This is a genomic window from Methylorubrum sp. SL192 (assembly GCF_026672325.1).
In the GTDB taxonomy this organism is placed as follows: Bacteria; Pseudomonadota; Alphaproteobacteria; order Rhizobiales; family Beijerinckiaceae; genus Methylobacterium; species Methylobacterium extorquens.
This window is the reverse complement of sequence record NZ_JAPPQV010000003.1, coordinates 910,519-936,459: the sequence shown is the minus strand read 5'-3', so window position 1 is coordinate 936,459 and position 25,941 is coordinate 910,519. Positions and strand designations below refer to the sequence as shown.

The window sequence follows — 25,941 nt, the reverse complement described above, 5'->3', positions numbered from 1 at the left end:
CTCGGCGCGGACGGCACGGAAAATGCTCGATCCGGCGCTGCGACGATGTCCGGCGGCGGGCCCGCCTTCCCCTCCCCTCTTCCCCTGCCCCCTCGGCCTGCCCCCGGCTCCCGGACGCCCGATCGAGAGCCGACCCGAAACCCACGGAACGAAAGCCTGCCATGTCGCGTGCCGGCGCCCTCGCCCTCAAACAGCCGCCCGAGTTCGAGCCACCGGCGCCCCGCGCGGTGCCGGTGGCCCCCGTCATCGCCGCGCGCGGACTGTCGCTGACCTACACCACCGCCGACGGGCCGGTTCACGCGCTTGCCGATGTCGATCTCGCGGTGGCGCCGGGCGAATTCGTCTCCTTCATCGGCCCGTCCGGCTGCGGCAAGACCACGCTGCTGCGCTGCGTCGCCGATCTCGAACAGCCGACCGGCGGCGAACTCACCGTCAACGGCGTCGGCGCCGAGGCGGCGCGGCTGCGGCGCGACTACGGCTTCGTGTTCCAGGCGCCGGCGCTCTATCCCTGGCGGACCATCGCCCGCAACGTCGCCCTGCCGCTCGAGATCTTCGGCGTGCCGCGCGCCGAGCGGCGGGAGCGCGTGGCGCACTTCCTCGACCTCGTCCAGCTCACCGGCTTTGCCAACAAGTTCCCCTGGCAGCTCTCCGGCGGCATGCAGCAGCGGGCCTCGATCGCCCGCGCCCTCTGCTTCGATCCGAAGTTGCTCTTGATGGACGAGCCCTTCGGGGCGCTGGACGAGATCGTGCGCGACCACCTCAACGCGCAGCTCCTCGCGCTGTGGCGCAAGACCGCCAAGACGGTCCTGTTCGTCACCCACTCGATCCCCGAGGCGGTCTACCTCTCGACCCGCGTCGTGGTGATGTCGCCGCGCCCGGGGCGGATCATCGACATCGTCGATTGCACCGCGCTCGGGCGGGAGCGTCCGCTGGAAATCCGCGAGACGCCCGAGTTCCTGCGCCTCGGCCAGCGGGTGCGCGAGGGTCTGCGCGCCGGTCACGCCTATGACGCGTAAGGCGGCGTCCTTTCCCCGCGGCCGGGCGCTGCCGGTGGCCGGCGTCGTGCTGGCGCTTCTCGCTGGCTGGTACCTCGCCGCCCTGCTCGGCAACTGGAACGGCGCCGCGGACGCGCTGGTGCGGGCCGGCGCGGCGCCGGACGCTGCGGGCATCGCTGCGGCGACGATGGCGCAGGAACGGCCAGTCGTGCCGGCACCGCATCAGGTGGTCTCAGAACTGTCGCGCAGCGTCCTCGGCGTGCCGCTGAGTTCGAAGCGCAGCCTCGTCTATCACGCCTGGGTCACCCTCTCGGCGACGCTCACCGGCTTCGCCCTCGGCTCGCTGCTCGGCATCGCGCTCGCGATCGCGATCGTGCACCTGCGCAGCGTCGAGGCGAGCCTGATGCCCTGGATCGTCGCCTCGCAGACCGTGCCGATCCTGGCCGTGGCGCCGATCATCATCGTGGCGCTCGGCGCGGCCGGCCTGACCGGCCTTCTGCCGAAGGCGGTGATCGCGGCCTATCTCTGCTTCTTCCCCGTCACGGTCGGCATGGTGAAGGGGCTGAACGCCCCCGACCGGATCCAGCGCGACTTGATGCGGACCTACTCGGCCTCGCGCGGGCAGATCCTGGCGCGGCTGCGCTGGCCGGCCGCCCTGCCCTACCTGTTCGCGAGCCTGAAGATCGCGGTGGCGGCGAGCCTCGTCGGCACCATCGTCGCCGAATTGCCGACCGGGGCGCAGGCCGGGCTCGGGGCGCGGCTGCTCGCCGGCTCCTATTACGGCCAGACGATCCAGATCTGGGCGGCCCTGTTCGCGGCGGCGGCGCTCTCGGCGCTCCTCGTCCAGGGGATCGGCCTTGCGGAACGTGCGAGCGCCCGCGCCCTCGGCGCCCGGCCCGCGGGGAGTGCCCGATGACGCGTCGCGCCACACGGATCGGCCTGCTCACGCCCGCCGCGCTGATCGGCGGGGCAGCACTCGCCATCGCCGCCCACCGGCCCGGCCTAGCCGGCGCGGCGGGGCCGGGCTTCTGGCTCGCCGCCTTCCTGATCTGGCTCGCCGCCACGCTGGCCGCGCGCGACCTCGCCGCCCTGGAGCCGGGCCATGCGGCGGGCCGCCGCCTCGTGCGGCTGGCCGTGCCGCTGCTGTTCGGCGTCCTCGTGCTGGTGCTGTGGGAAGTCGTCGTGGTGGGTGCGGGGGTGCCCGCCGTGCTGATGCCACCGCCCTCCGCCGTCGCCGAGCGCTTCGCCACGGCGCTGCCCGTCCTCGGGGCGGATCTCGTCCAGACCTGCCTGAAATCGGCCCTGCCGGGCTACGCCATCGGCTGCCTGTCGGGCCTCGGCGTTGCGATCCTGGCCGACCGGCTGCCCGTGCTCGGGCGCGGCCTCCTGCCGGTGGCGAACGTCGCCTCCGCGCTCCCCATCGTCGGCATCGCCCCGATCATGGTGATGTGGTTCGGCTTCGACTGGCCGTCGAAGGCGGCGGTGGTCGCCGTGATGACCTTCTTCCCGATGCTGGTGCAGGCCGGCGCCGGCCTCGCCGCCACGGGTTCGATCGAGCGCGACCTGATGCGCACCTACGCGGCGGGCTATGCGCGCACGCTCCTGAGCCTGCGCCTGCCCATGGCCCTGCCCTTCCTGTTCACCGCCCTGAAGGTCAACGCGACGCTGGCGCTGATCGGGGCGATCGTGGCCGAGTTCTTCGGCACGCCCATCGTCGGCATGGGCTTCCGCATCTCGATCGAGGCGGCGCGGCTCTCCCTCGACATGGTCTGGGCCGAGATCGTGCTGGCGGCCCTGGCGGGCTCGGCCTTCTACGGCCTCATCGCCCTGGCCGAGCGCGCCGCGACCGGCTGGCACCCATCGGTGCGCGCCGGCTGAGGGCGGGGTCCGCCCGCATCCGTTCGAAAAAACCACGGCCGAAGGTCGCAGGGGAAAGTCCCGAAGGGGACAGCTTGAAGGAGGCTGAGATGGCGGGGAAAACGGCGGGGAAAACGATGAGAGCGCTCCTCTGCGCCGGGGCGGCGCTGCTCGGGCTCGCCGCGGGCGGCGCGCGGGCGGCGGAGAAGGTGACGCTCCAGCTCAAATGGGTGCCCCAGGCACAGTTTGCCGGCTACTACGTCGCGCAGGCCAAGGGCTTCTACAAGGAGGCCGGCCTCGACGTGACGATCAAGCCGGGCGGGCCCGACGTGGCCCCGCCCCAGGTCATCGCGGGCGGTGGCGCCGACGTCGTCGTCGATTGGATGCCCTCGGCGCTCGCCTCGCGCGAGAAGGGCGTGCCGCTCGTCAACATCGCGCAGCCGTTCAAGAAATCGGGCCTGATGCTGACCTGCCGGGCGGATACTGGCATCAAGTCGCCCGCCGACCTGAAGGGTCGCACGCTCGGCGTCTGGTATGCCGGCAACGAGTACCCGTTCCTGGCCTGGATGGCCAAGCTCGGCCTCAAGACCGACGGCTCGCCCGGCGGCGTGACGGTGCTGAAGCAGGGCTTCAACGTTGATCCGTTGATCCAACGCCAAGCCGACTGCGTCTCGACCATGAGCTACAACGAGTATTGGCAGGTGATCGATGCCGGCTTCAAGCCGGAGCAGCTCGTCGTCTTCCGCTACGAGGACCAGGGCGTCGCCGCGCTCGAAGACGGGCTCTACGCCCTCGAATCGAAGCTGAAGGACAAGGCCTTCGTCGCCCGGCTGGCGAAGTTCGTGGCGGCCTCCGAGAAGGGCTGGGCCTATGCCGCCGCGCATCCGGACGAGGCGGCCGAGATCGTGCTGGAGAACGACGCCAGCGGCGCCCAGACCGAGACGCACCAGAAGCGGATGATGCGCGAGATCGCCAAGCTGCTCGACACCTCCGGCGGCCGGCTCGACCCCGCCGATTACGAGCGCACCGTCGCGATCCTGCTCGCCGGCGGCACCGACCAGCCCGTCATCACCCGCAAGCCCGAGGGGGCCTGGACGCATGCGGTGACCGCAACCCTGGGGCAGTAGGCGCAAAGCTGTGGTTGCCAATGGGCCTCCTCTCCCCGCTTGCGGGGAGAGGGCCACGTCTCCCCCTTGTCGGGGAGCGTGGCGAGCCGGCAGGCGATGGTGAGGGGGCGATTCAGGCAAAGCCTCATCCTGACCCGCCCCCTCACCGCCGCTTCGGCTGCGCCTCCGCTTCCTGTCTGCACGACGGGGTGCAGACAGGCCTCTCCCCGCTTGCGGGAAGAGGGGAATCCCGCGGACCCGGAAATGACCATCCGGAAACCGTGTAAGCTCCGGCTTCCGCCGTTGGATAGGAACTTACGAGCCGGCTTCCGATGGATCTCGACACGATCACCGCCGTCCTGAGACCGGCGCGCCTCGACGAGTTGCCCCCCTGGCGCGAGGGCGATGCCTGGCTCGCGGGCGGGACATGGCTGTTCTCCGAGCCGCAGCCCGCCCTGGCCCGGCTGATCGACCTGTCCGCCCTCGGATGGCCGGCGGCCGAGCTGTCCGAGGCCGGCCTTCGCCTGTCGGCGACCGGCACCATCGCCGAACTCGACCGGCTCGCCCTGCCGCGGGACTGGATCGCGGCTCCGCTCGTCGGGCAATGCTGCCGGGCGCTGCTCGGCTCGTTCAAGATCTGGAACCGGGCGAGCGTCGGCGGCAACCTCTGCATGGCCCTGCCCGCCGGCCCGATGATTGCGCTGACCGCGGCGCTCGACGGCACCTGCCTGCTGCGCCGGCCCGATGGCGGCGAGCGGCGCCTGCCCGTCACAGCGTTCATCCTCGGGCCGCAGCGCACGGCGCTGGCCCCCGGCGAGATCCTGCGCGGCATCGATATTCCGGCTTCCGCGCTGCGGCGGCGCACGGCCTTCCGGCGCATCGCCCTCTCCCGCGAGGGCCGCTCCGGCGCGCTGGTGATCGGGACGCGCGACCGGACCGGCGCCTTCGCGCTGACCGTGACCGCCTCGACGCCGCGCCCGGTCCAGCTCCCTTTCGAAAACCTGCCCACGGCGGCGGCCCTGCAGCAGGCGATCGCGGCGGCGATCCCCGAGGACGGCTGGTACGACGACGTCCATGGCGCGCCGGATTGGCGCCGGCACGTCACCGGGCGGCTCGCCGAAGAGATCCGGGAGGAACTCGCCCAATGAGGCTCACCGTCAACGGCCAGGTCCAGGAGGCCGCAGCCCGGCCCGGCCAGTGCCTGCGCACGCTGCTGCGGGATCTCGGCTGGTTCGGGGTGAAGAAGGGCTGCGACGCGGGCGATTGCGGCGCCTGCACCGTCCATCTCGACGGCGAGCCGGTCCATTCCTGCCTCATGCCCGCCTTCCAGGCGGAGGGGCGCGGCGTCACCACGATCGAAGGGCTCGCGGGCCCTTGCGCGCCCGGTGACGCGGCGCCCGAAGATCTCCACCCGATGCAGGACGCGTTCTGCGCCGCGCAGGGCTTCCAGTGCGGCTTCTGCACGCCGGGCATGATCATGACGGCGGCCGCCCTCGACCAGGGCCAGCGGCAGGATCTCGGCACGGCGCTCAAGGGCAATCTCTGCCGCTGCACCGGCTACCGGGCGATCCGCGACGCGGTGGCCGGCCTCGTGCATGTCGATGCGGGCGGCGATGGCAACCCGGTCGGCCGCAGCCTGCCGGCTCCGGCGAGCCGCGCGCTCGTCTCCGGCCGGGCTGCCTACACCTTCGACACCGCCGTGCCGGGTCTGCTGCATCTGAAGGTGCTGCGCGCGCCCCACGCCCATGCCCGCATCTGCAGCATCGACCGGGCGGCGGCGCTGGCGGTGCCCGGCGTGGTCGCGGTGCTCACCCACGAGGACGCGCCGCGCCACCGCTTCTCGACCGGGCGGCACGAGAACCCTTTCGATGACGCCGCCGACACCGGCGTGCTCGATTCCGTGATCCGCTTCCACGGCCAGCGCGTCGCGGCGGTGGTCGCCGAGAGCGCCGCGGCGGCGGCCATGGGCGTGCGGGCGCTGCGGGTGGATTACGACGTGCGGCCCGCCGTGTTCGATCCGGAGGCGGCCCTGCACCCGGACGCGCCCCTCGTCCACGATCCCGCCGACCGCGACCCGCCGCGGCCCGGCGACGATGCGCCACCGCTCCTCGCCCACCCGAACCTCGCTGCCGAGGCGCACGGGGCGATCGGCGATGTCGAGGCGGGCTTCGGCCAAGCCGACCATATCCACGAGGCGGAATACGTCTCGCAGCGGGTGCAGCACGTGCATCTCGAAACGCATGGCGCGCTCGGCTGGCTCGATGCGGACGGGCGGCTGACCCTGCGCTCCTCGACGCAGGTGCCCTTCCTGACCCGCGACGCCCTGTGCCGCCTGTTCGATCTCGACCGGGATCGGGTGCGCGTGCTCTGCGGCCGGGTCGGCGGCGGCTTCGGCGGCAAGCAGGAGATGCTGACCGAGGATCTCGTGGCGCTCGCCGTGCTGCGGACCGGCCGCCCGGTCTCCTACGAGATGACCCGCGAGGAGAACTTTTGCGCGGCGACGACGCGCCATCCGATGCGGGTGCGGGTTAAGGTCGGCGCGCGGGCCGACGGGCGCCTCACCGCGCTTTCGCTGAAAGTGCTCTCGAACACCGGCGCCTACGGCAACCATGCCGGCGGCGTGCTGCACCACGGCTGCAACGAGAGCATCGCCGCCTATGCCTGCCCGAACAAGCGGGTGGAGGGCTACGCCGTCTACACTCATACCCTGCCGGCCGGGGCCTTTCGCGGCTACGGCCTGAGCCAGACGATCTTCGCCGTGGAATCGGCGCTGGACGAACTCGCCCGCGATCTCGGGATCGACCCGTTCGCGATGCGCCGCCTCAACGCGGTGCGGCCCGGCGACCCGATGGTGTCGACGAGCCTGGAGCCGCACGACGTGATCTACGGCTCCTACGGGCTCGACCAGTGTCTCGACCGCGCCCAGGCCGCCCTGGCGGATGGCAGCGGCGAGGCGGCGCCGGGGCCGGACTGGCGCGTCGGCGAGGGTATGGCGATGGCGATGATCGATACGATCCCGCCGCGCGGCCACGTCGCCCATGCCCGCATCCGCCTCGAACCGGACGGGAGCTACGCCCTCGCGGTCGGCACCGCCGAGTTCGGCAACGGGACCAGCACCGTGCACGGGCAGATCGCCGCCGAGGTGCTCGGCACCACGCCCGAGCGCATCCGCCTGATCCAGGCCGACACCGATGCTGTCCGGCACGATACCGGCGCCTACGGCAGCACGGGCACCGTGGTCGCCGGACAGGCGAATTTCCGCGCGGCCACGGCACTCGCCGATCAGCTTCGCGCGGCCGCCGCCGAGCGGTCCGGCGTTGGTGCGGACGCGTGCCGCCTGACCCGCGACGGCGTCGCGACGCCCACCGGCCTCGTCTCCCTGACCACCCTCGCGCAAGGGGCCATCTTCGAAGCCGAGGGCGAGGCCGACGGGACGCCGCGCTCGGTCGCCTTCAACGTTCAGGCCTTTCGCGTCGCCGTCCATCCGCAGACCGGCGAGATCCGCATCCTCAAGAGCATTCAGGCGGCGGATGCCGGCCGGGTCATCAACCCGATGCAGTGCCGCGGGCAGATCGAGGGCGGGGTGGCGCAGGCGCTCGGCGCGGCCCTGCATGAGGATTATCGCTTCGACGAAACGGGCGCGGTCGTCACGCGGACCTTGCGCAACTACCACATCCCGGCGATGGCCGACGTGCCGGTCACCGAGGTTCTGTTCGCCGACACCCACGACACGGTCGGTCCACTGGGCGCGAAATCGATGAGCGAGGCGCCCTACAACCCCGTCGCCGCCGCCTTGGGCAACGCGATCCGCGACGCCACCGGCGTGCGGCTGACCGCGACGCCGTTCGCCCCCGACCGGATCTTTCGACAGGTCATGGCGGCGCAAGAGAACGAGGAACAGGAGACGGCGGAGGCATGACGGCGGCACCGGCCCGGATGCGGGCGATCCGCGGACAGGCGGTGAGCCTGACCGGCAACCCCTTCCTGAGCGAGGGCTGCCTCCAGCACGTGGCCGACGCGCTGATCCTGATCGAGGACGGGCGCATCACCGCCTTCGGCGACTTCTCCGACCTGTCGGATCAGATCCCGGCGGGCGTGGCGGTGACCGTCTACGAGAACGCCTTGATCCTGCCCGGCCTGATCGACACCCACGTCCATTATCCGCAATTGCAGATGATCGCCTCCTACGGCGAGCAGCTGCTGGCCTGGCTCGAGAAGTACACCTTCCCCGCCGAGTTGCAGTTCGCGGATCAGGCCCATGCCGAGCGGGTGGCCAAACTGTTCTTCCGCGAGATCCTGGGGGCGGGCACCACCACGGCGGTGGTCTATTGCACGGTCCATCCCGGCTCGGTCGATGCGTTCTTCGCCGAGTCGGCCCGCTTCAACACCCGGATGATCGCCGGCAAGGTCCTGATGGACCGCAACGCCCCCGCCGGGCTCCTCGACACGGCCCAGCGCGGCTACGACGAGAGCAAGGCCCTGATCGACCGCTGGCACGGGCGCGGGCGCCAGCATTACTGCGTCACCCCGCGCTTTGCCCCCTCCTGCACGCAGGCCCAGCTCGACGCCGCCGGCGCGCTGATGCGGGAGCACGACGACCTCTTCCTCCAGACGCATCTGTGCGAGAACACCGACGAGATCGCCTGGGTGCGCGAGCTGTTCCCCGACCGGGCGAGCTACCTCGACGTCTACGTGCAGTCCGGCCTCGTCGGCCCGCGCACGGTGCTGGGCCACGCGATCCACCTGTCGGAGGAGGATTTCTGCACCTGCCACGCCAGCGGGGCGGCGATCGCCCATTGCCCGACCTCGAACGGCTTTCTCGGCAGCGGCCTGTTCCGGCTGTTCGACGCCCTCGATCCGCGCCGACCGGTGCGGGTCGGGCTCGGCACCGACGTCGGCGCCGGCACGACCCTGTCGCTGCTCAAGACGCTCGGCGAATCCTACAAGGTCGCGGCTTTGCGCGGCACCCGGCTCGACGCGGTCCGGGCGTTCTGGCTCGCGACGCTGGGCGGCGCCGAGGCGCTGCGGCTGGACGACCGGATCGGGCGGATCGCGCCGGGACACGACGCGGATCTCTGCGTGCTCGACCTCGCCGCGACGCCGCTCCTGGGCTTCCGCACCGGCACCTGCTCCAGCATCGAGGAGTTGCTGTTCGTGCTGTTGACGCTCGGCGACCACCGCACGGTGCGCGCGACCTGGGTGGCGGGCGAGCCGGTCTACGACAACCGGCGCGCAGGCGACCCGCTGGTCTATCCGGAGACGGAAGGGGCCACAGGTCTCAGCGCCTGAACCTCTTCGCCGGTCAGGCCGCCCGCGCCGCCGCCTCGCGCTCCGCCTGCTCGACCAAGCGGCGGATCAGCCAGCGCCCGGCCGGTCCCGGGGGATGGTCGGTGCGGTAGATCACGGTGAGCGGCAGCCGACGGCGCCGGACCTCCGGCAGGCTCAGCTCGACGAGGCGGCCGGCGGCGATGTCCGCCTCGACCATGTGCGCGGGCATGCTGCCCCAGCCGATCCCGGCGAGCAGCAGGGTGTGCTTGGTGCTCAGATCCGACAGCCGCCACGTGCGGCTGGCGACCACGCCGAATTCCTGGTCCTGTGACAGCGGCGAGCGGTCGGTGATGACGAGCTGGACATGCTCGCGCGCCGCCCCCGGTACTCGTCCGTCCGCCCCGGCGAGGGGATGGTTCGGCGCGGCCACGGGCAGCATCTCGACCTCGCCCACGGAGATCAGTTCGAGCGGATCGCTGTCGCGGGTCCACAATTCCACGGTGATCCCGAGATCGGCCCGGCCATCGGTGACGAATTGCTGCGCCGCCCCGAGCGCCTCGACATTGAGGCGCAGGGACACGGCCGGGAAGGCGGCCTGGAACGCGGTGAGCGCATCGACGAGCCGGGCGCCGGGCATCAGCACGCTCGACACGAAGCCGAGTTCAGCTTCCAAGCCGCCGAGCAGGCCGCTCACCTTGGCCCGCAGCGCGTCGATGCCGTGGGCGACGGTGCGGGCCTCCGCCAGCACGGCCCGGCCGCCTTCGGTGAGCTGAGGCCGGCGCGTCGCCTCGCGGTCGAACAGGGACAGGCCGAGCTGAAGCTCCAGATTGGCGATCGTGTAGCTGACCACCGAGGTCGCGCGGTTCAGCTGGCGCCCGGCCGCGGCGAAGCTGCCGGTCTCCACCACGGTGAGGAAGACCCGGAGCTGGTCGAGTGTTGGCGTCCCCGGTCCCTGCATGCGCTCTGCCCCCAGCCCGGCGTCCCGCCGCGGCGAGACCCCCGACAAGCAAGCGCGAAGCCGCGGCCGAAAACGACCGAAGCCGGCCCTTGAAACAGGACCGGCTTCGGGAGGCGCGGATTCGGGACCGGTCTTCCGCCAGGGTCTCCCGGCGGGCGGGCGCTTCGCTCGGGGCGCTCCTTAGCGCGCGTGATGCGTCCGCCGCACCGAGCCGGTGGTCAGGTCGGCGCCCGCCGGCAGGGTTCCGAAGCGGGTGTCGTGGGCCGTGGGGCGCTGCACGGCGCTGACGTCATCGGCGAGGCCGCCCGGGGCGGTGACGGCGGGGATGCCGGCCGGGGCATTGTAGCTCTGGGCCGAGGCGGCGGTGGTGAGGGCGAGGGCGAGAACGGAAGCGGTGAGGATGCGGGTCATGGGATACTCCATCGGTGGGTGGCGGGCGGTTCGTCCGTCATCTGATGGAGTGAAGATGGACCTGCGCAAGCTTTCCGAAAACTGGAATAAGATCGAACGAAACGTTCGAGAAAGTTGAAAAGCTGAAGCTGAGTCTCCGACCCTGGCGAGGCTGACCCCGTTCGAAACCGAGCGAAGGGGCCAAGGAAAAGGGCCGGCCGCGTCGATGCGCGGCCGGCCCTTGGGACCGTCGAAACGGAGGTCGTCAGACCGTCCGGATGGGTCAGCGCCCGTGGACGGTGCGAGCGCCCCGCACGGTGGAGCCGGTGGTGTAGACGCCATCGACGGACACAGTGCCGTGGCGGCCGTCACGATCCAGGTAGCGCTCGACATTGCCCGGACCGGCGATGCCGACGAGGCCGCCCGGGGCGGTGACGGCGGGGATGCCGGCCGGGGCGTTGTAGCTCTGGGCCGAAGCGGCGGTGGTGAGGGCGAGGCCGAGGATCGCGCCTGCTGCAATGCGTGAGATCATGTCGTCAATCTCCGAGACTGGATTCGGCGTCGCGATCAAACCAACCGACGCCGCATGTCCCAGAAACTGAGCATCTATGCCTCGCAAAACAACATGATCTGCTTTGGTCCTGTGCACATAGATACGGCACAGCCAAGACGAGGGCTCGGAGTGCTTCGGCGCCCAAAGCTGAAAACACCAACTATCACTTGGTGTTAGCGCAAAATTGCAGATTTTTTTGACAGGGTCGGGGTTCTGGCACGCCTCTTTCGCGGCGCGTGCTGTTGCGCACCCATCCCCCCGTACCGCGCCCGGCTACCAGGGGGCGGCCTCACCGGTCAGGGCTTCGTAGGGCGGCAGCCGCGCCGCGACGGGCCGGCCCGCGACCACGATGATTCGGTCCGCATGCGGCCGCGCGACGACCTCGTTGAGGCTGCGTGCGGGCAGCAGCATCAGGTCGGCGGGGGCGCCCTCGCGGATCGTGCCGGCATGGGGAAGTCCCATCATCGCCCCCGGCACCGGCCCGGCGAGCGCGGGCGCGCCGGCCAGCGGATGATCGAGATGGAGGATGCGCACCGACGCCCGGAATGTGTCGAGCATGTCGTGGTCGCCGTAGGCGTAGAAGGCGTCGCGGCAATTGTCGCCCGCGACCATCACGGGCACGCCGGCTGCCATCAGTTCCTGGACCGGGGCGACGCCGCGCCAGCGCGGGGTGCGCCCCCGCTGCCGGTCCTGAAGGTACATGTTGACGGTCGGCAGCGTGACGATGCGGATTCCCGCCTGTGCGACCCGCGCGATCGTGGCCGAAGCCTGCGCCTCGGGCTGGAGCGCGAGGCTGCCGCAATGCCCGCAGGTGACGCGGCCCTCGTAGCCGTGGCGCAGGGTCGCCCGCGCGACCGCGTCGAGGGAGGCCGCCGCGGGATCGCCGGTCTCGTCGACATGGAGGTCCACATCGAGGTTGCGCGCGCGGGCGAGGCCGAACAGGCGGTCGAGCAGGGCGTCGATCTCGGCCAGCGCCCCGCCATGCAGGCCGCCGGTCGGCCGGGTCACGCCGCCGATCAGCCCGTCCGAATCGGCGATCAGGTCGGCGAGGCGGCGCCCGTAATCGGTGGCGTAGGCGTCGATCGGGGTCAGGCCGACGCCCTGGAGCGCGATCCGCCCGGCCCAGGCCGCCCGCATCTCCCGGAACACCGCCCAGGTCGTCGCGGCCTGGTCGCGCAGCGCGCCCTCCCCGCTCTCCTGACTGTCGAGATGCGTGCGGATCGCGCCCGTGCCGTGCGCGAAGGCGCAGGCGAGGCCGAAGGTCATGCGGCAGCGCAGATCCTCCGCGTCCCAGTGGCGGGTGCGGTCGGCCGTGGTGGCGTCGCGGGCGCCGGGAAAGTCGCCGGCCGGATTGGGCGTGCGGGCGACGGTGTGGCCCTTGTCGAGATGGGTGTGCGCATCGACGAGGCGCGGCCAGACCTGCCGCCCGGCGAGATCGGCGGCGGGCAGCGTATCCGGCGAGGCGTCCGGCGTCCCCCCGGCCGGCAGGAGACGGGCGACGACGCCGTCCGCGACGACGATGTCGAGGAGCGCGCAGCCGTCCCCGTCGAGTGTCGCGCCGGCCGGCACGCCGCCCGTCAGGAAGGCTCCGGGCACGCGCGCGTTGCGCAGGCGGTAGGCGCGGGCCTCGGGCAGGAATGGCGGCTCGGACATGGTTCAACCCTTCGCGGAAAGCGCGGTCGGCAAGGGGGAAAGGGATGGCGGGAAAGGGACGGCTTGCGCCGGATGGGATCAGTCCGGAACGCTCTGGCGCTCGAACTCGGCCTGGATCCGGGCCGCCAGGAGGTGGGCGGGCCCGTCGAGCGCGGAGCGGGCGCGCTGCATCAGCGACGCCCGCTGGATGATCGCGCTGGCATCCGAGATCGGCGTGAAGGCCAGCACGCCGCGGCGGATCTCCTCGCCGACATCCGAGAGGTTGACGAAGGTGATGTGCGGGGCCGTCTGGGCGAGGCGCTTCATCAGCTCGATGGAGTTCGTCTCGACCACGGGCGTGAAGCTCGTGCCCTCGGGCACGAGGAGTTCGAGCACGTCGCGCAGGGTCATCGAGCGGTCGGCGACGACGAGGGGATATTCGAGACAATCGGCCATGCGCACCTGATAGCGGCCGTTGAGGGGATGGTCGGGCGCCATCACCGCACCGAGACGGTGCTCGAACTCGGCGATGCAGCGCATGCGCGGATCGGGTGGGAGCCGGTAGGCCAAGGCGAGGTCGGCCTCGCCCGCGAGCAGGGCGGCGGCGATCTGATCGACCGGCAGGACCAGAACCTTGACGACGATGCGGGGATGGGTCTCGCGGAAGGTGCGGATCACCCCCGGCAGCACCCCGGCGGCGATGCTCGCCATCGTCGCCACCGTCACCTCGCCGCGGGTCAGGCCCTTGAGTGAGGCGACCTGCGCCAGCATGCGCTCGTGGCCGTTCAGCGTGTCGCGCACGTGCCGCACCAGCACCTCGCCTGCCGCGGTGAGGCGTAGGCCCCGCGGCAGCCGCTCGAACAGCGGCGTGCCCATCTCCTCCTCCAGCGAGAGGATCTGACGGTTGACGGCACTCGACGCGACGTTGAGGCGCGTCGCCGCCCGGCGGATCGAGCCGCTGCGGGCCACCTCGTCGAGGTAGCCCAGCAGGCGATGATGCAGCATGGGGTGCGGCCTCCGCCCGCGTCCCGTCGCGCACCCTCGGCGCAACGCGTCGGCGGCGTTCTGCAGGGAGCTTGCCAACTCCCCTTGCCCAGGCGAGCGCGGACCGTGCCTCGGGCAGGCCGGGATGCGGCGGCGCCGAACGCTTCACCAAGCGCACAGCCATGCGGCAGCGTGCGAATTCTGCGAGCGCTGCGCGCGGAAAACGATGCTTTTCCTGCAGCACTGCTTCCGCTTCCCTGGTGTCGGGCAGCCTGGGCAGGTCCGACGCGGCACGGTCCATGCGTCGAGAGACCGATCCCGGGCAACGCGGCGGGGGACCATCACCGATGCGGTCGATCCGATTCGATACGGGGGCCTCCGCCCTCCTGGCGGTCACCTTAGGGCTGGCGATGGCCGGGCCCGCCCAGGCAGCGGACAAGGTAGTCTTCCTGACGAGCTGGTACGCCCAGGCCGAGCACGGCGGCTTCTATCAGGCCAAGGCCACCGGCCTCTACGAGAAGGCCGGGCTCGACGTCGAGATCCGCATGGGGGGGCCGCAGGTCAACGGGCTGCAGCTCCTGCTCGCGGGCGAGGCCGACGCGATCATGGGCTACGACATCCAGGTGCTCCAGGCGGTCGAGAAGGGCCTGCCCGTGGTCACCGTGGCGGCCTCGTTCCAGTACGACCTCCAGGGGATGATGACCCACGACGACGTCACCTCGCTGGCGGGTATCAAGGACAGGGCGATCCTCGTCTCCTCCGCCGGCATGACGGCGTGGTGGCCCTGGCTGAAGAAGAAATACACGCTCTCGGACGCCCAGGTGCGGGCCTATACCTTCAACCTGCAGCCCTTCTTCGCCGACAAGAACGTCGTGCAGCAGGCCTATCCTTCCTCGGAGCCGTTCCAGGCGCAGGAGAAGGGCGTTCCGGTCAACTTCCATCTCTTCGCCAAGGACGGTTATCCGCCCTACGGCACCACGATCGTGACGACGCGCAAGCTCGCCGAGGGCAAGCCGGAGGCGATGCGCCGGTTCGTGGCCGCCTCCATGGAAGGCTGGAAGAGCTACATGGAGAACCCGGCTCCCGCCAACGTGCTGATCAAGGCGGCCAACCCGAAGATGAGCGACGGCCAGATCGCCTTCGGCATCACCCGGCTGAAGGCGCTCAAGGTGCTGGGCGGCGAGGAGAACGTCCCCATCGGCACCATGACGGAGGCTCGCTGGAAGGCATCCTACGACTACCTCGTCGAGGCGGGGCTGCTCAAAGCCTCCACGGACTGGAAGCGGGCCTTCAGCCTCGATTTCATGCCCGTCCTCTCGGCAAAAGCCGAGTGAGCCGCGCGATGGCGGCGTTCGCTCAAGCCAACCCACTGGCCAGCCCAATGGCCAGCCCGCTTCCGGCCTATCCGCGGCCGGCCGAGGCGGCCGCGCCGGCCTCGGAGCGGCTGACACGGCCCGCCGCGAACGCGGCGCCGGCCATCGAGATCCTCTCGGCCGAGAAGGTGTTCGCCGACGGCACCCGCGGGCTCGCCCCGGTCGACCTGACGGTGCGCGAGGGCGAGTTCCTGTCGCTGATCGGCCCGTCTGGCTGCGGCAAGAGCACCCTGCTCTCGCTCGTGGCCAATCTCAGCGAGCCCAGCGACGGGCGCCTGCTGTGGTGGCGCGGCGGCTTCAACGGTGTCGGCGCGGAGGGGCGGCGGATGTCGGTGGTGTTCCAGGACGCCACGCTGATGCCGTGGCTACGCATCGCCGCCAATGTGCGCCTGCCGCTCGACCTCGCGGGCGTGAAGAAAACGGAGGCTGCCCCCCGGGTCCAGGCCGCGCTCGATCTGGTCGGCCTCGGCGAGAAGGGTCGGAGCTATCCGCGCCAGCTCTCCGGCGGCATGCGCATGCGCGCGGCCATCGCCCGCGGTCTCGTCACCGAGCCGAACCTCCTGCTGATGGACGAGCCGTTCGGCGCGTTGGACGAGTTCACCCGCAACAAGCTCGACGCCGACCTCGTGGACCTCTGGTGGCGGCGCTCGCTCACCGTGCTGTTCGTGACCCACTCGATCTATGAGGCGGTGTTTCTGTCCACCCGCATCGTCGTGATGGCGGCGCGTCCGGGGCGGATCTTCTCCGAGCTGACCATCGACGAGCCACATCCCCGCGGCGACGCTTTCCGGCGCTCCCCGCGCTTCGCCGAATATTGCCAGCGTCTCTCGGCGCTGCTGACCGAGGCGTCGCTGGCGAGCGATCCGGCCAGCGCGGAGGCGCGGGCATGAGAGGTCCGCTGATCCAAGACCCCCGCGTCCAGGCGGCGCTGCCGCCCCTCCTCGTCGGGATTGCGGTGCTGAGCCTGTGGGAGGCCGCCTGCCGCGGCTTCGCGGTTCCCGAGTACCTGTTCCCGGCCCCTTCCGTGATCGCCGCCTCCCTCCTCCAGAACGGTCCGGACCTGCTGCGGGCCCTGTGGAGCACGATGCGGGTGACGCTGATCGCCTTCGCGCTCTCGACCGTGCTCGGCACGCTCGTCGCCTTCCTGTTCGTGCAGAGCCGCTTCATCGAGCGCGGCTTCTTCCCCTACGCGGTGATGCTTCAGGTGACGCCCGTGGTGGCGGTGGCCCCGCTCATCATCATCCTCGTGCGCGACACGCAGGTCGCGCTGGTGATCTGCGCCACCATCATCGCGATCTTCCCCATGATCTCGAACACCACGGTCGGCCTGCGCAGCGTCGATCCGGGCCTCGTCAACCTGATGCGGGTCTACCGCGCGAGCCGCCTTCAGACGCTGCTGCGCCTGCGCATCCCGAGCGCGCTCGGCTACTTCTTCGCGGGCCTGCGCATCTCCTCCGGCCTCGCCCTGATCGGCGCGGTGGTGGCGGAGTTCGTGGCCGGAACCGGGGGCCGCAGCGCCGGCCTCGCCTACGAGATCCTTCAGGCCGGCTTCCAGCTCGACATCCCGCGGATGTTCGCCGCGCTCTCGCTGATCACCGCCGCCGGCATCCTGCTGTTCCTCGCCATGAGCGGCCTGAGCCGCCTCGCGCTCGGTTCCTGGGGCGATCCCGAGCGCCCCTGAACCACCGCACGTCCCTCGACACCATGCCGGAGGGCTTCACGCCGGGCATCACCACGGAGAGCGTCCATGCTGACGACCCGCCAGAAGCTGTGGCGCCATTACTGGTACGCGACCTTGCGCCTGTCCGACCTCGCCGACGGCCCCAAGCCCTTCACCCTGATGGGCGAGCGGATCGTGCTGTTCCTCGACGGCGAGGGCGAGCCCGCCGCGATGATGGACCGCTGCTGCCACCGCACCGCCCGGCTCTCCAAGGGCTGGTGCGAGGACGGCCTGATCGTGTGCGGCTATCACGGCTGGGCCTATGACCGGCACGGCGCGCTCGCCCGCATCCCGCAATTCAGCCCGGAGCAGGTCGTGCCGCGGCTCGCGGTGAAGAGCTACCACTGCACCGCGAAGTACGGCTACGCCTGGGTCTGCCTGGAGGAGCCCTACGCGGCGATCCCCGAGATCCCCGAGGACACGATGCCTGGCTACCGGCGCATCCAGCAATTCCACGACGTGTGGAAGACCTCGCCCCTGCGGCTGATGGAAAATTCCTTCGACAACGCGCACTTCGCCTTCGTGCACCAGAACACGTTCGGGCAGATCAGCCAGCCGATCCCGGAAAAGTACGAGATCACCGAAACCGAGTACGGCTTCGAGGCGGAGACGATCATCACCATCGCCAACCCGCCGATGGCTCACCGCATCAGCGGCACCACCGAGCCGACCACCAAGCGCCACATGCGCAACAAGTGGTTCATGCCGTTCTGCCGCCGGCTCGACATCGAATACCCGTCGGGCTTGCGGCACATCATCTTCAACTCGGCGACGCCGATCGACGACGGCACGATCCGGCTCGCGCAGATCCTCTACCGCAACGATCGCGAGGAGGATTGCTCGACGGAAGCGCTGATCGCCTGGGATGCGGTGATCGTCGAGGAGGACCGCGACATCCTCGAATCGACCGACCCGGACGCCACGGTCGATATGGGCCGCAAGGTCGAGAGCCACATGCCCTCCGACCGTCCCGGCATGATCATGCGCCGCCGCCTGCTGGCCGCCCTGCACGCCCATGGCGAGGAGGAGGTGTCCGAGGCAACGCCGGCGGTCTCCGTGCCGGTGGCGCCGACGCTGATGCCGCACGAGAGGGTCGCGTGATGGTCCGTTTGTCCGCTCTCCTCGCGACGCTGGCCGCCCTCGTGGCGTCGCCGGCGCTCGCCCTCGACAAGGTCTCGTTCGGCCTCAACTGGGTGCCGGAGGCCGAGCATTGCGGGTTCTTCCAGGCCAAGGCGACGGGCCTCTACGAGCGGGCCGGGCTCGATGTCGAGCTGAGACCCGGCAATCCCAACGTCAACATGCCGCTGCTCGTCGCCTCGGGCGAACTCGACATGGGCATGGGGTCGAGCTTCACCACGCTCAACCTCGTCGCCAAGGGCATCAAGACGCGCACCGTGGCGGCCTTCTTCCAGAAGGATCCGCAGACGCTGGTGGCCCATGCCGGCCAAGGCGTCGCCCGGCTGGAGGACCTGAGGGGCCGGCCGATCATGGTCGGCGGCTTCTCGCGCAACGAGTTCTGGCAGTTCCTCAAGGCGCGCTACGGCTTCACCGACGATCAGCTCAGGCCGTTCGCCTATTCCGCGGCCCCCTTCCTCGCCGACAAGCGGGCGGTGCAGCAGGGCTACATCACCGAGGACGCGGCCCTGCTCGGCAAGGCGCTGCCCGAACCGCCGGTCTCGATCCTGCTGGCCGATTATGGCTACGACAACTACGCCACCTCGATCTTCGCCACCGAGGCCTTCATCGCCGCCAAGCCGAAGCTCGTCCGCGCCTTCGTCGAGGCGAGCCGGAAGGGCTGGGAGGCCTGCATGGCCGGCGATTACGAGCCCGCCATGCGGGCGGTGCTCGCCCTGGTTCCGACCGGCGGCGAAGACCTGTTCCGCTTCAAGATGGATCAGATGAAGCGGCGCGGCCTCGTCGAGGGCGGCGACGCGGCCCGGCTCGGCCTCGGCGCGATGACGGATGCGCGCTGGCGCTCGTTCTTCGACGTCATGACCCAGGCCGGCCTCTACCCGGCCTCGCTCGACGTCCGCCAAGCCTACACGCTCGACTTCCTCGCCCAACCCTGACGGAGCGCATCCATGCGGCAGGCGGATCTCCCGATCGTCGATATCGCCCCGTTCATCGACGGCGACGCCGCCGCGCGGGCGGGGGTCGGGCGCGCCTTCGGACATGCCTTCGAGACGACGGGTTTCGCCGTCGTCGTCGGCCACGGCATTCCCGAGCGTCTGGCGAACGACGTCTACGACGCGATGAAGCGCTACTTCGCGCAGCCGCTCGCGGTGAAGAGCCGCGACGCTGCGCCGGAGAAGACCAAGGGCCGGGGCTACCTGCCGGTCGGCATCGAGAGCGTCGCGCGGACGCTTCAGGGCGAGACGCCGCCCGACCTGTGCGAGGCGCTGGTCTTCAACGCGCCTCATCGCGAGGGGCCCTCGGCGCGCCCCAACATCTGGCCCGCCGAGCCGCCGGAATTGCGCGGCCTCGTCGAGGCGTGGCGCGACGCGATCCTGCGGCTCACCGGGCAGCTCACCGAATTGTCGGCGCTCGCGCTCGACCTGCCGCAAGACTACTTCGCGCCCTGGTTCGCGGATCCGGCGCTGACGCTGCGCTTCGTCCACTATCCCGACCAGGCCGAGCCGCCGATGCCGGGGCAACTCCGCTACGGCGCCCACCACGATTACGGCGGCCTGACGATCCTGCGGCAGGACACGGCGCCGGGCGGGCTCCAGCTCGCCGACCGCGACGGCAACTGGTTCGAGGCCGGGGTGGTGCCGGATTCCTTCGTCATCAATGTCGGCGACCTTCTGGCCCGCTGGACCAACGAGCGCTGGCGCTCGACCCTGCATCGGGTGTCGAACCCCGACCGTGCGCTGACCGGCTCCTCCGCCCGCCTGTCGATGGTCGCCTTCACCGCGCCGAACGAACAGTCTGAAGTCGCCTGCCTGCCGAGCTGCTGCGACGCGGCCAACCCGCCGCGCTACGAGCCGGTGAAGGCCGGCGCCTACATCCTGTCGAAGCTCCAGGCTTCGATGGACCTGACGGCCCGGGCCTGACATGCCGAGCCGCCCCTCCCCCGACGCCCTCGCGGCGCTCAAGGCCGATCTCTCCGGCCGCGTCGCCCTGGTCGAGGAGCCGGCGCGGGTGCGCAAGCGCTCGCGCGACTTCTTCTGGTACTCCCCCGTCCTCGACGCCGAACTGAAGGGCTTGTCCGGCGACCTCGTCGCCGAGCCCGCGAGCGAGGCCGAGGTGATCGCGGTCGCCGCCTCCTGCGCCCGACACGGGGTGCCGCTCACCGTGCGCGGCGGCGGCACCGGCAATTACGGGCAGGCGGTGCCGCTGCATGGCGGCGTGGTGCTCGACGTCTCCGGCCTCGACCGGATCGAGTGGCAGCGCGACGGCGCGGTGCGCACCGGCCCCGGCCTCCGCATGAACCGCCTCGACGGCCTCCTCGCGGAAGGCGGAGAGGAGATCCGGATGCATCCCTCGACCAAGCGCACGGCGAGCATCGGCGGCTTCATAGCCGGCGGCTCGGGCGGGATCGGCTCGGTGAATTACGGCCAGTTGCGCGAGCGCGGCAACATTCGCGCCGCCCGCGTGGTGACGCTGGAGCCGGAGCCGCGGGTGCTGGAACTGACCGGCGACGCGGTCAACGGCGTGGCGCATGCCTACGGCACCACCGGCATCGTCACGGCGCTGGAGATGCCGGTGGCGCCGGTCCATCCCTGGATCGACGTCATCGTCGCCTTCGACGACTTCCTGACAGCCGCCGAGGTCGGGCTAGCGGTCGGCCGCGACCCCGCGATCACCAAGAAGCTCATCACGCCGATCGCCTGGCCGCTGCCGCAATGGTTCACGCCGCTGCGGGCGCAGTGCCCGCCGGGGCAGGCGATCCTGATCGCGATGGTGTCGGAGACGACCCTGCCCGCCTTCCGGGCGACGATGGCGCGGGAGGGCGGCACGATCACCCTGGAGACGCCGCTCGACGATTCACCGGGCCACACGCCGCTCTACGAATACAGCTGGAACCACACCACGCTGCAGGTGCTCAAGACCGACCGGAGCTGGACCTATCTCCAGAGCCTTCACCCCGCCGACGGGCTGATGGAGAGCATCGCCGAGATGGCGGCGCTGTTTCCCGACGAGATCGTGCCGCATCTCGAACTGATCGAGTTCGCCGGCCGGCTCACCTATGCCGGCATTCCGCTGCTGAAGTTCACCGACGCGGAGAGGCTGAACCACATCATCGCGGCGCACGAGGCGCGCGGCGTCTGGATCGCCAATCCGCATGTCTACACGCTGGAGGACGGCACCCGGCACAAGCGGGCGGAAACCGACCAGCTCGGCTTCAAGCGGCTGACCGACCCGATGGGCCTGATGAACCCGGGCAAGATGCGGAGCTTCACGCCCGCCGGCGTGGCGACCGGGGCGGTTTGTTTCACGTGAAACGCATTCTTTACCTTTACTGCCACCCGCTGCCGGAGAGCTTTCACGGGTCGATCCGCACGGCCGCCCTCGACGGGTTGGCGCGGGCCGGGCACGCGGTCGATCTGCTCGACCTCTACGCCGAGGGCTTCGATCCGGTCCTGACCGCGGAGGGGCGGCGCCACTACCACGACGTGACGGTGAACCAGCGGGGGCTGGAGGATTACGTCGCGCGGCTGCGGGCGGCGCAGGTTCTGGTGGTGCAGTTTCCGACCTGGTGCTTCGGCCCGCCGGCCATGCTCAAGGGCTTCATCGACCGGCTGATGATGCCGGGCGTCGCCTTCGACCTCTCCGATCCGCGGCATGTCCGGCCGACCCTCGACTCGCTGGAGCGAATCGTCGGCGTCGTCACCTACGGCCGCCCGCGCTGGATGGCACTGGCGATGCAGGACCCGCCCCGCCGGATGGTGACGCGCTACCTCCGCTGGTTCGCCGCGCGCCGGGCCCGCGCCGAGTACCTCGCGCTCTACCACCTGAACGTCGCGTCCGATGACCGCCGCCACGCCTTCATCGAGCGCGTGCGTACGCGGATGGAGCGGCTTTGAGGCCAACGATCACCCGCTTCCCCAAGGCATCCCACCAATAGGAGCCCCGCCATGCTGATGCATCGTCTCCTCACGCTCGGCGCCGAGCGCCATCCCGACCGGCCCGCCTTCCACTGGGTCGATCGCGACCGGGGCCTGACCTATGCCGGCGCGGTCGATGCCATGGAGCGCATGGCGGGTGCCCTGCACGATGCGGGCGTGGGCAAGGGGGATCGGGTCACGATCTTCGCCCATAACGGGCTCGACTACATCGTGGCGATGCTGGGCGCCTGGCGGATCGGCGCCATTGCCGCCCTGGTGAACGTGAAGTTCGCCGACGAACTGACCGACTATTTCGCCGACCACACGCCGAGCGCGGTGGTCTACACCCACGACATGGAAGGGCAGGTCGCCGCCGCCTGCACCGCCATCGGCACGGTCCGCGCCCGCCTGTGCATGGACGGCGCGCAGGACGGCGCCCTCTCCCTGCCGGAGATGCTGGCGGCCGGCCTGCCGGCGCCGCCCGATCCCGGCGACGAGACCGCCATCGCCCACCTCTCCTACACCTCGGGCACGACGGGTAAGCCGAAGGGCGCCTGCCTGCGCCATGAGCCGACCGTGCGGGCCTCCCGCTGCATCGGCGAGCGGCTGCGGCTGCGGCCGGGCGACGTCTCGTTCGGGCCCTCGGCGCTCTCCAGCTCCTACCAGCTCGTCGCCAACCTGCTGCCGCCGCTCGCCGTCGGGGCCGCGATCAACGTGATGCGCTTCTGGACGCGGGAGGGCGGCTACGACGCGCTCACCGCCCGCGGGGCAACCAGCCTCGTCGCCAACCCGCCGATCCTCGACGACGTGCTGCAGGAGGCCCGCCGCCGCGGTGGTCCCCCGCCGTCGCTGCGCCTCGGCATCTCCGGCGGCGGGCCGGTGCCGCCGACGCTCAAGGCGGCGTGGCGCGACGAACTCGGCCTGCCGCTCGTGGAGAGCTACGGCCAGAGCGAACTCGGCGGCTTCGTCGGCCTCGGCTACCCGGAACTGGAGCCGGACGATGCCAAACTCGGGCGGGTTGGGCCGCCGCTGCCCGACAAGGAGGTCTTCATCCTCGGGCCCGACGACCGGGTGCTGCCGCCGGGCGAGATCGGCGAGATCGCGCTCACCGGCGGCTTCATGGCCGGCTATTGGGGCAAGCCGGACAAGACGGAAGCCGCGACCCGCGGCGGCTACCTGCGCACCGGCGATCTCGGGCTCCTCGATGCCGAGGGCTGCGTCACGCTGCGCAGCCGCCGAGCGGAACTCGTCGAGGTGGCCGGGCGCCTGTGGTATCCTCGCGATGTCGAGGAGGCGCTCTCGGCGCAGCCCGGCGTGGCGCAGGCGGCCCTGGTCGGCGTTGCCGACCCGGCACTCGGCCAGCGGCCGGTCGCCTTCGCCCAGGCCCAGCCCGGCGTCGCGCTCGATGCCGCGGCGCTGAAAGCCGCGATCACTGGCCGGGTCGCCTACGACCTCAACCCGCTCGTCCTCGTCGTCGTGCCCGAGATGCCGATGACCCCGACCGGCAAGATCGCCAAGGCCGATCTCGCCCACTCCGATCTCGCCCGGAACGCTGCAAAGAACATGGCGGCGGCGTGATGCGCCCCGCCTCGCGCTGGTGGTGGGATCTGACCACGGAGGACTTTTCGCGCCTCGACTGGGGGCCGCTCGTCGCGATCCTGCCCGTGGCGGCGGTCGAGCAGCACGGGCCGCATCTGCCGGTGCGGGTCGATGCGGCGATCAACGCCGGCATCCTCGCCCGTGCCGTGGCCCTGATGCCCGACGACCTGCCGGCCCTGGTCCTGCCGATGCTGCCCATCGGCAAGTCGAACGAGCACCACGCCTTCCCCGGCACGCTCAGCCTCTCCCACGAGACCCTGGCGCGCCTGTGGATCGAGACCGCCGAGAGCGTGCACCGCGCCGGCTGCCGCCGCCTCCTGATCCTCAACAGCCATGGCGGGCAGCCGCAGGTGATGGAGATCGTCACCCGCGAGTTGCGGGTGCGGCTCGGCATGCTCGCGGTCGGCTGTGGCTGGGGCGGGGTGACGCCGATGGACGACCTGTTCTCGCAGGCCGAGCGGCGCCACGGCATCCATGGCGGCGAGATCGAGACCAGCGCGATGTTGGCGCTCCACCCCGACCTCGTGCGGATGGAGCGGGCGGACGACTTCGTGCCGCTCTCGGTCGCGATGGAGCGGGCCGGCGGCCTGCTGACGCCGGAAGGCCGGGTCGGCTTCGGCTGGATGGCGCAGGATCTCCACCCGTCCGGCGTCAGCGGCAACGCGGCGGCGGCGGATGCCCGGCGCGGGGCCGAACTGGTGGAGCGCGCCGCCGCGGGCGTGGTGCGGCTGGTGCGCGAGATCGCGGATTTCCCGCTCGAACGGCTGAGTTCTGGAACGGCCTTCGATGCCCGCTAACCCGCTCCTACCGGTCGCCGAGCCCGCCACGGCGACGCTGACCCTTCCCGACGGGGTGAGCCTTGCCGCCGATGTCTGGCGCCCGGCCGGACCCGGCCGCCATCCCGTCCTGCTCATGCGCCAGCCCTACGGCCGCGCCATCGCCTCGACCCTGACCCTGGCCCATCCCGCCTGGTACGCCGCCCGAGGCTACATCGTCGTGGTTCAGGATGTGCGGGGGCGCGGCGGCAGCGGTGGCGCCTTCCGCCTGTTCGAGCACGAGGCCGAGGATGGCGCGGCGACCCTCGCCTGGGCGGCGGATCTGCCGGGATCGGACGGCCGGGTCGCGACCTACGGCTTCAGCTATCAGGCGGTGACGCAGTTCCTCGCGCTGGCGGGCGCCCTGCGCGCGGGCACCAAGCGGCCCGACGCGAGCGTGCCGGCAATGGGCGCATGGAGCATCCGCGACGACTGGGCCTATACCGGCGGCGCCTTTGGCCTTGCCGGCAATATTGGCTGGGCCAGCCAGATGGGCGCCGAGGCTGCCCGGCTCCGGGGCGACGCCGCCGCCTTCGCGGCGCTCGGCGCGGCGGCGCGCGGCACGCCCTGGAGCGGACCGGTCGCGGCCTATCCCGAGGCGCTCGCGGCCCACGCCGCCGACCACCACTATTTCGATTGGCTTGGCGACGATCCAGCCCTCTGGGACCGGATCGCACCGGCCCGCCGCCTCGCCGGGAGCGACCTCGCCTTGCCCAGCCTGCATGTCGGCGGCTGGCAGGATTTTTTGCTCGACGGCACGCTCGGCGCCTACGACGCCTTCCGCGCCGGGCCGGCGCCGCAGCGTCTGCTGATCGGGCCCTGGACGCATTCCCCCTGGGGTCGCCGGGTCGGCAGCCTGGATCTCGGGCCAGAGGCGGTCACGCCGGTCGATGCCGCGACGGTCGCCTTCCTCGATCACGTGCTGCGCGGGCGCGAGGAACCGGGTCCGCCCGTCCGGCTCTTCGACGTGGGGGCTCGCAATTGGGCCGGTTTTTCCGAATGGCCGGACCCCGAACCGACAGCGCTGTATCTCGCCTCGGACGGTCTCGCCGCGACCGCTGCGAACGGCCGCCTCGTGGCGGCACCGGGGGAGGCCGGCGAGGACCGCCTCGTGCACGATCCCTGGCGCCCCGCGCCGGTCGTCGGCGGGCCCTGGGGGACGCCGCCGGGCTATCAGGACCGCGCCGCCCTCGACGACCGCAGCGACGTCGCGGTCTATGACGGCCCGGTGATCGCCGCACCCCTGCAGCTCGCCGGCCGCGTGGCGGCGGAGGTGTTCGTCGAGACCGCGGCGGCGAGCCACGACCTGCACGCCACGCTCTCCCTGGTGGAGCCGGACGGACGCGCCGTCACCCTCACCGCCGGCCATCTGCGGGTGGTCGAGGCCGCCGCACCCGGCCCTCGACGCATCGCCATGCGGGGCGTGTGTTGCACGCTGCGGCCGGGGCAGCGCCTACGCCTATCGCTCCAGGCCGCCGCTTGGCCGGCCTTCGCCGTCAATCCGGGAACCGGGAGCCGCCCGGAGGCGAATGCGGCGATGCAGGCCCAGGTGATCGTTCTTGCTCTCCGCCACGGTGCCGAGCGGCCGTCGCGGCTGCTGCTGCCGGTGCTCGGGTGAGCCGCCCAATCGGTCCCGGCGGCAC

23 protein-coding genes are annotated in these 25,941 nt (G+C 71.3%); 18 read left to right on the top strand and 5 right to left on the bottom strand.

Annotation, left to right across the window (positions count from 1 at the left end; all coding sequences use genetic code 11):
* The first annotated feature begins 161 nt into the window (after positions 1-161).
* The 7 genes from OVA30_RS05080 to guaD all read left to right on the top strand — a co-directional run bounded on the left by OVA30_RS05080 (position 162) and on the right by guaD (position 9,247).
* Entirely contained in the window at positions 162-1,016 is an 855-nt protein-coding gene (locus OVA30_RS05080) for an ABC transporter ATP-binding protein (protein ID WP_268174795.1), read from the top strand.
* Positions 1,006-1,911: an ABC transporter permease gene (locus OVA30_RS05075; protein WP_268174794.1), complete on the top strand. Its 906-nt coding sequence runs from the start codon at positions 1,006-1,008 to the stop codon at positions 1,909-1,911. Before OVA30_RS05080 ends, OVA30_RS05075 begins: the two co-directional genes overlap by 11 nt.
* Positions 1,908-2,873 carry an ABC transporter permease gene (locus tag OVA30_RS05070; RefSeq protein ID WP_268174793.1) on the top strand — a complete coding sequence of 322 codons (966 nt, stop codon included), beginning with the start codon at positions 1,908-1,910 and terminating at the stop codon, positions 2,871-2,873. The genes OVA30_RS05075 and OVA30_RS05070 overlap by 4 nt, the downstream gene beginning before the upstream one ends.
* Before the next feature lie 116 nt (positions 2,874-2,989).
* Positions 2,990-3,979, top strand: coding sequence for an ABC transporter substrate-binding protein (locus OVA30_RS05065; protein ID WP_253395277.1), 990 nt, complete (start codon positions 2,990-2,992; stop codon positions 3,977-3,979).
* Positions 3,980-4,290: 311 nt separating this feature from the next.
* Positions 4,291-5,106 (top strand): FAD binding domain-containing protein, encoded by an 816-nt coding sequence (locus OVA30_RS05060; protein WP_268174792.1) that lies wholly within the window; start codon positions 4,291-4,293, stop codon positions 5,104-5,106.
* Positions 5,103-7,877: a molybdopterin-dependent oxidoreductase gene (locus tag OVA30_RS05055; RefSeq protein WP_268174791.1), complete on the top strand. Its 2,775-nt coding sequence runs from the start codon at positions 5,103-5,105 to the stop codon at positions 7,875-7,877. Before OVA30_RS05060 ends, OVA30_RS05055 begins: the two co-directional genes overlap by 4 nt.
* Positions 7,874-9,247 (top strand): guanine deaminase, encoded by a 1,374-nt coding sequence (gene guaD, locus OVA30_RS05050; protein ID WP_268174790.1) that lies wholly within the window; start codon positions 7,874-7,876, stop codon positions 9,245-9,247. Before OVA30_RS05055 ends, guaD begins: the two co-directional genes overlap by 4 nt.
* Before the next feature lie 13 nt (positions 9,248-9,260).
* On the opposite strand, the gene OVA30_RS05045 is transcribed toward guaD, so the two are convergent.
* The 5 genes from OVA30_RS05045 to OVA30_RS05025 form a co-directional block, all read right to left on the bottom strand.
* A complete protein-coding gene (locus OVA30_RS05045) occupies positions 9,261-10,184 on the bottom strand; it encodes a LysR family transcriptional regulator (protein ID WP_268174789.1) in 924 nt (307 codons plus the stop codon).
* A 180-nt stretch (positions 10,185-10,364) separates the two neighbouring features.
* Positions 10,365-10,595 (bottom strand): hypothetical protein, encoded by a 231-nt coding sequence (locus OVA30_RS05040; RefSeq protein ID WP_268174788.1) that lies wholly within the window; start codon positions 10,593-10,595, stop codon positions 10,365-10,367.
* 262 nt (positions 10,596-10,857) lie between these two features.
* The gene (locus OVA30_RS05035; protein WP_003603474.1) at positions 10,858-11,106 is read right to left on the bottom strand and encodes a hypothetical protein; all 249 of its coding nucleotides are present in this window, start codon (positions 11,104-11,106) and stop codon (positions 10,858-10,860) included.
* A 294-nt stretch (positions 11,107-11,400) separates the two neighbouring features.
* Positions 11,401-12,780: a cytosine deaminase gene (locus tag OVA30_RS05030; RefSeq protein WP_268174787.1), complete on the bottom strand. Its 1,380-nt coding sequence runs from the start codon at positions 12,778-12,780 to the stop codon at positions 11,401-11,403.
* A gap of 78 nt (positions 12,781-12,858) precedes the next feature.
* A complete protein-coding gene (locus tag OVA30_RS05025) occupies positions 12,859-13,764 on the bottom strand; it encodes a LysR family transcriptional regulator (protein WP_003603478.1) in 906 nt (301 codons plus the stop codon).
* Between the two features lie 326 nt (positions 13,765-14,090).
* Here OVA30_RS05025 and OVA30_RS05020 point away from each other — a divergent pair, with 326 nt between their 5' ends.
* The 11 genes from OVA30_RS05020 to OVA30_RS04970 all read left to right on the top strand — a co-directional run bounded on the left by OVA30_RS05020 (position 14,091) and on the right by OVA30_RS04970 (position 25,916).
* A complete protein-coding gene (locus tag OVA30_RS05020; RefSeq protein WP_268174786.1) occupies positions 14,091-15,077 on the top strand; it encodes an ABC transporter substrate-binding protein in 987 nt (328 codons plus the stop codon).
* A gap of 8 nt (positions 15,078-15,085) precedes the next feature.
* Positions 15,086-16,006, top strand: coding sequence for an ABC transporter ATP-binding protein (locus tag OVA30_RS05015; protein WP_268174785.1), 921 nt, complete (start codon positions 15,086-15,088; stop codon positions 16,004-16,006).
* Positions 16,003-16,797, top strand: coding sequence for an ABC transporter permease (locus OVA30_RS05010; protein ID WP_268174784.1), 795 nt, complete (start codon positions 16,003-16,005; stop codon positions 16,795-16,797). Before OVA30_RS05015 ends, OVA30_RS05010 begins: the two co-directional genes overlap by 4 nt.
* A gap of 66 nt (positions 16,798-16,863) precedes the next feature.
* Positions 16,864-17,937, top strand: coding sequence for an aromatic ring-hydroxylating dioxygenase subunit alpha (locus OVA30_RS05005; protein ID WP_268174783.1), 1,074 nt, complete (start codon positions 16,864-16,866; stop codon positions 17,935-17,937).
* Positions 17,937-18,905, top strand: a complete 969-nt coding sequence (locus OVA30_RS05000; RefSeq protein ID WP_268174782.1) for an ABC transporter substrate-binding protein — start codon at positions 17,937-17,939, stop codon at positions 18,903-18,905. The genes OVA30_RS05005 and OVA30_RS05000 overlap by 1 nt, the downstream gene beginning before the upstream one ends.
* 12 nt (positions 18,906-18,917) lie before the next feature.
* Positions 18,918-19,889 carry an isopenicillin N synthase family dioxygenase gene (locus tag OVA30_RS04995; protein ID WP_268174781.1) on the top strand — a complete coding sequence of 324 codons (972 nt, stop codon included), beginning with the start codon at positions 18,918-18,920 and terminating at the stop codon, positions 19,887-19,889.
* Between the two features lies 1 nt (position 19,890).
* Positions 19,891-21,279, top strand: a complete 1,389-nt coding sequence (locus OVA30_RS04990) for an FAD-binding oxidoreductase (protein ID WP_268174780.1) — start codon at positions 19,891-19,893, stop codon at positions 21,277-21,279.
* Positions 21,276-21,863, top strand: coding sequence for an NAD(P)H-dependent oxidoreductase (locus OVA30_RS04985; RefSeq protein ID WP_268174779.1), 588 nt, complete (start codon positions 21,276-21,278; stop codon positions 21,861-21,863). The genes OVA30_RS04990 and OVA30_RS04985 overlap by 4 nt, the downstream gene beginning before the upstream one ends.
* Before the next feature lie 51 nt (positions 21,864-21,914).
* Positions 21,915-23,462: a class I adenylate-forming enzyme family protein gene (locus OVA30_RS04980; RefSeq protein WP_268174778.1), complete on the top strand. Its 1,548-nt coding sequence runs from the start codon at positions 21,915-21,917 to the stop codon at positions 23,460-23,462.
* Positions 23,462-24,280: a creatininase family protein gene (locus OVA30_RS04975; RefSeq protein WP_268174777.1), complete on the top strand. Its 819-nt coding sequence runs from the start codon at positions 23,462-23,464 to the stop codon at positions 24,278-24,280. The genes OVA30_RS04980 and OVA30_RS04975 overlap by 1 nt, the downstream gene beginning before the upstream one ends.
* Positions 24,270-25,916 carry a CocE/NonD family hydrolase gene (locus OVA30_RS04970; protein ID WP_268174776.1) on the top strand — a complete coding sequence of 549 codons (1,647 nt, stop codon included), beginning with the start codon at positions 24,270-24,272 and terminating at the stop codon, positions 25,914-25,916. The genes OVA30_RS04975 and OVA30_RS04970 overlap by 11 nt, the downstream gene beginning before the upstream one ends.
* Positions 25,917-25,941: the final 25 nt, after the last annotated feature.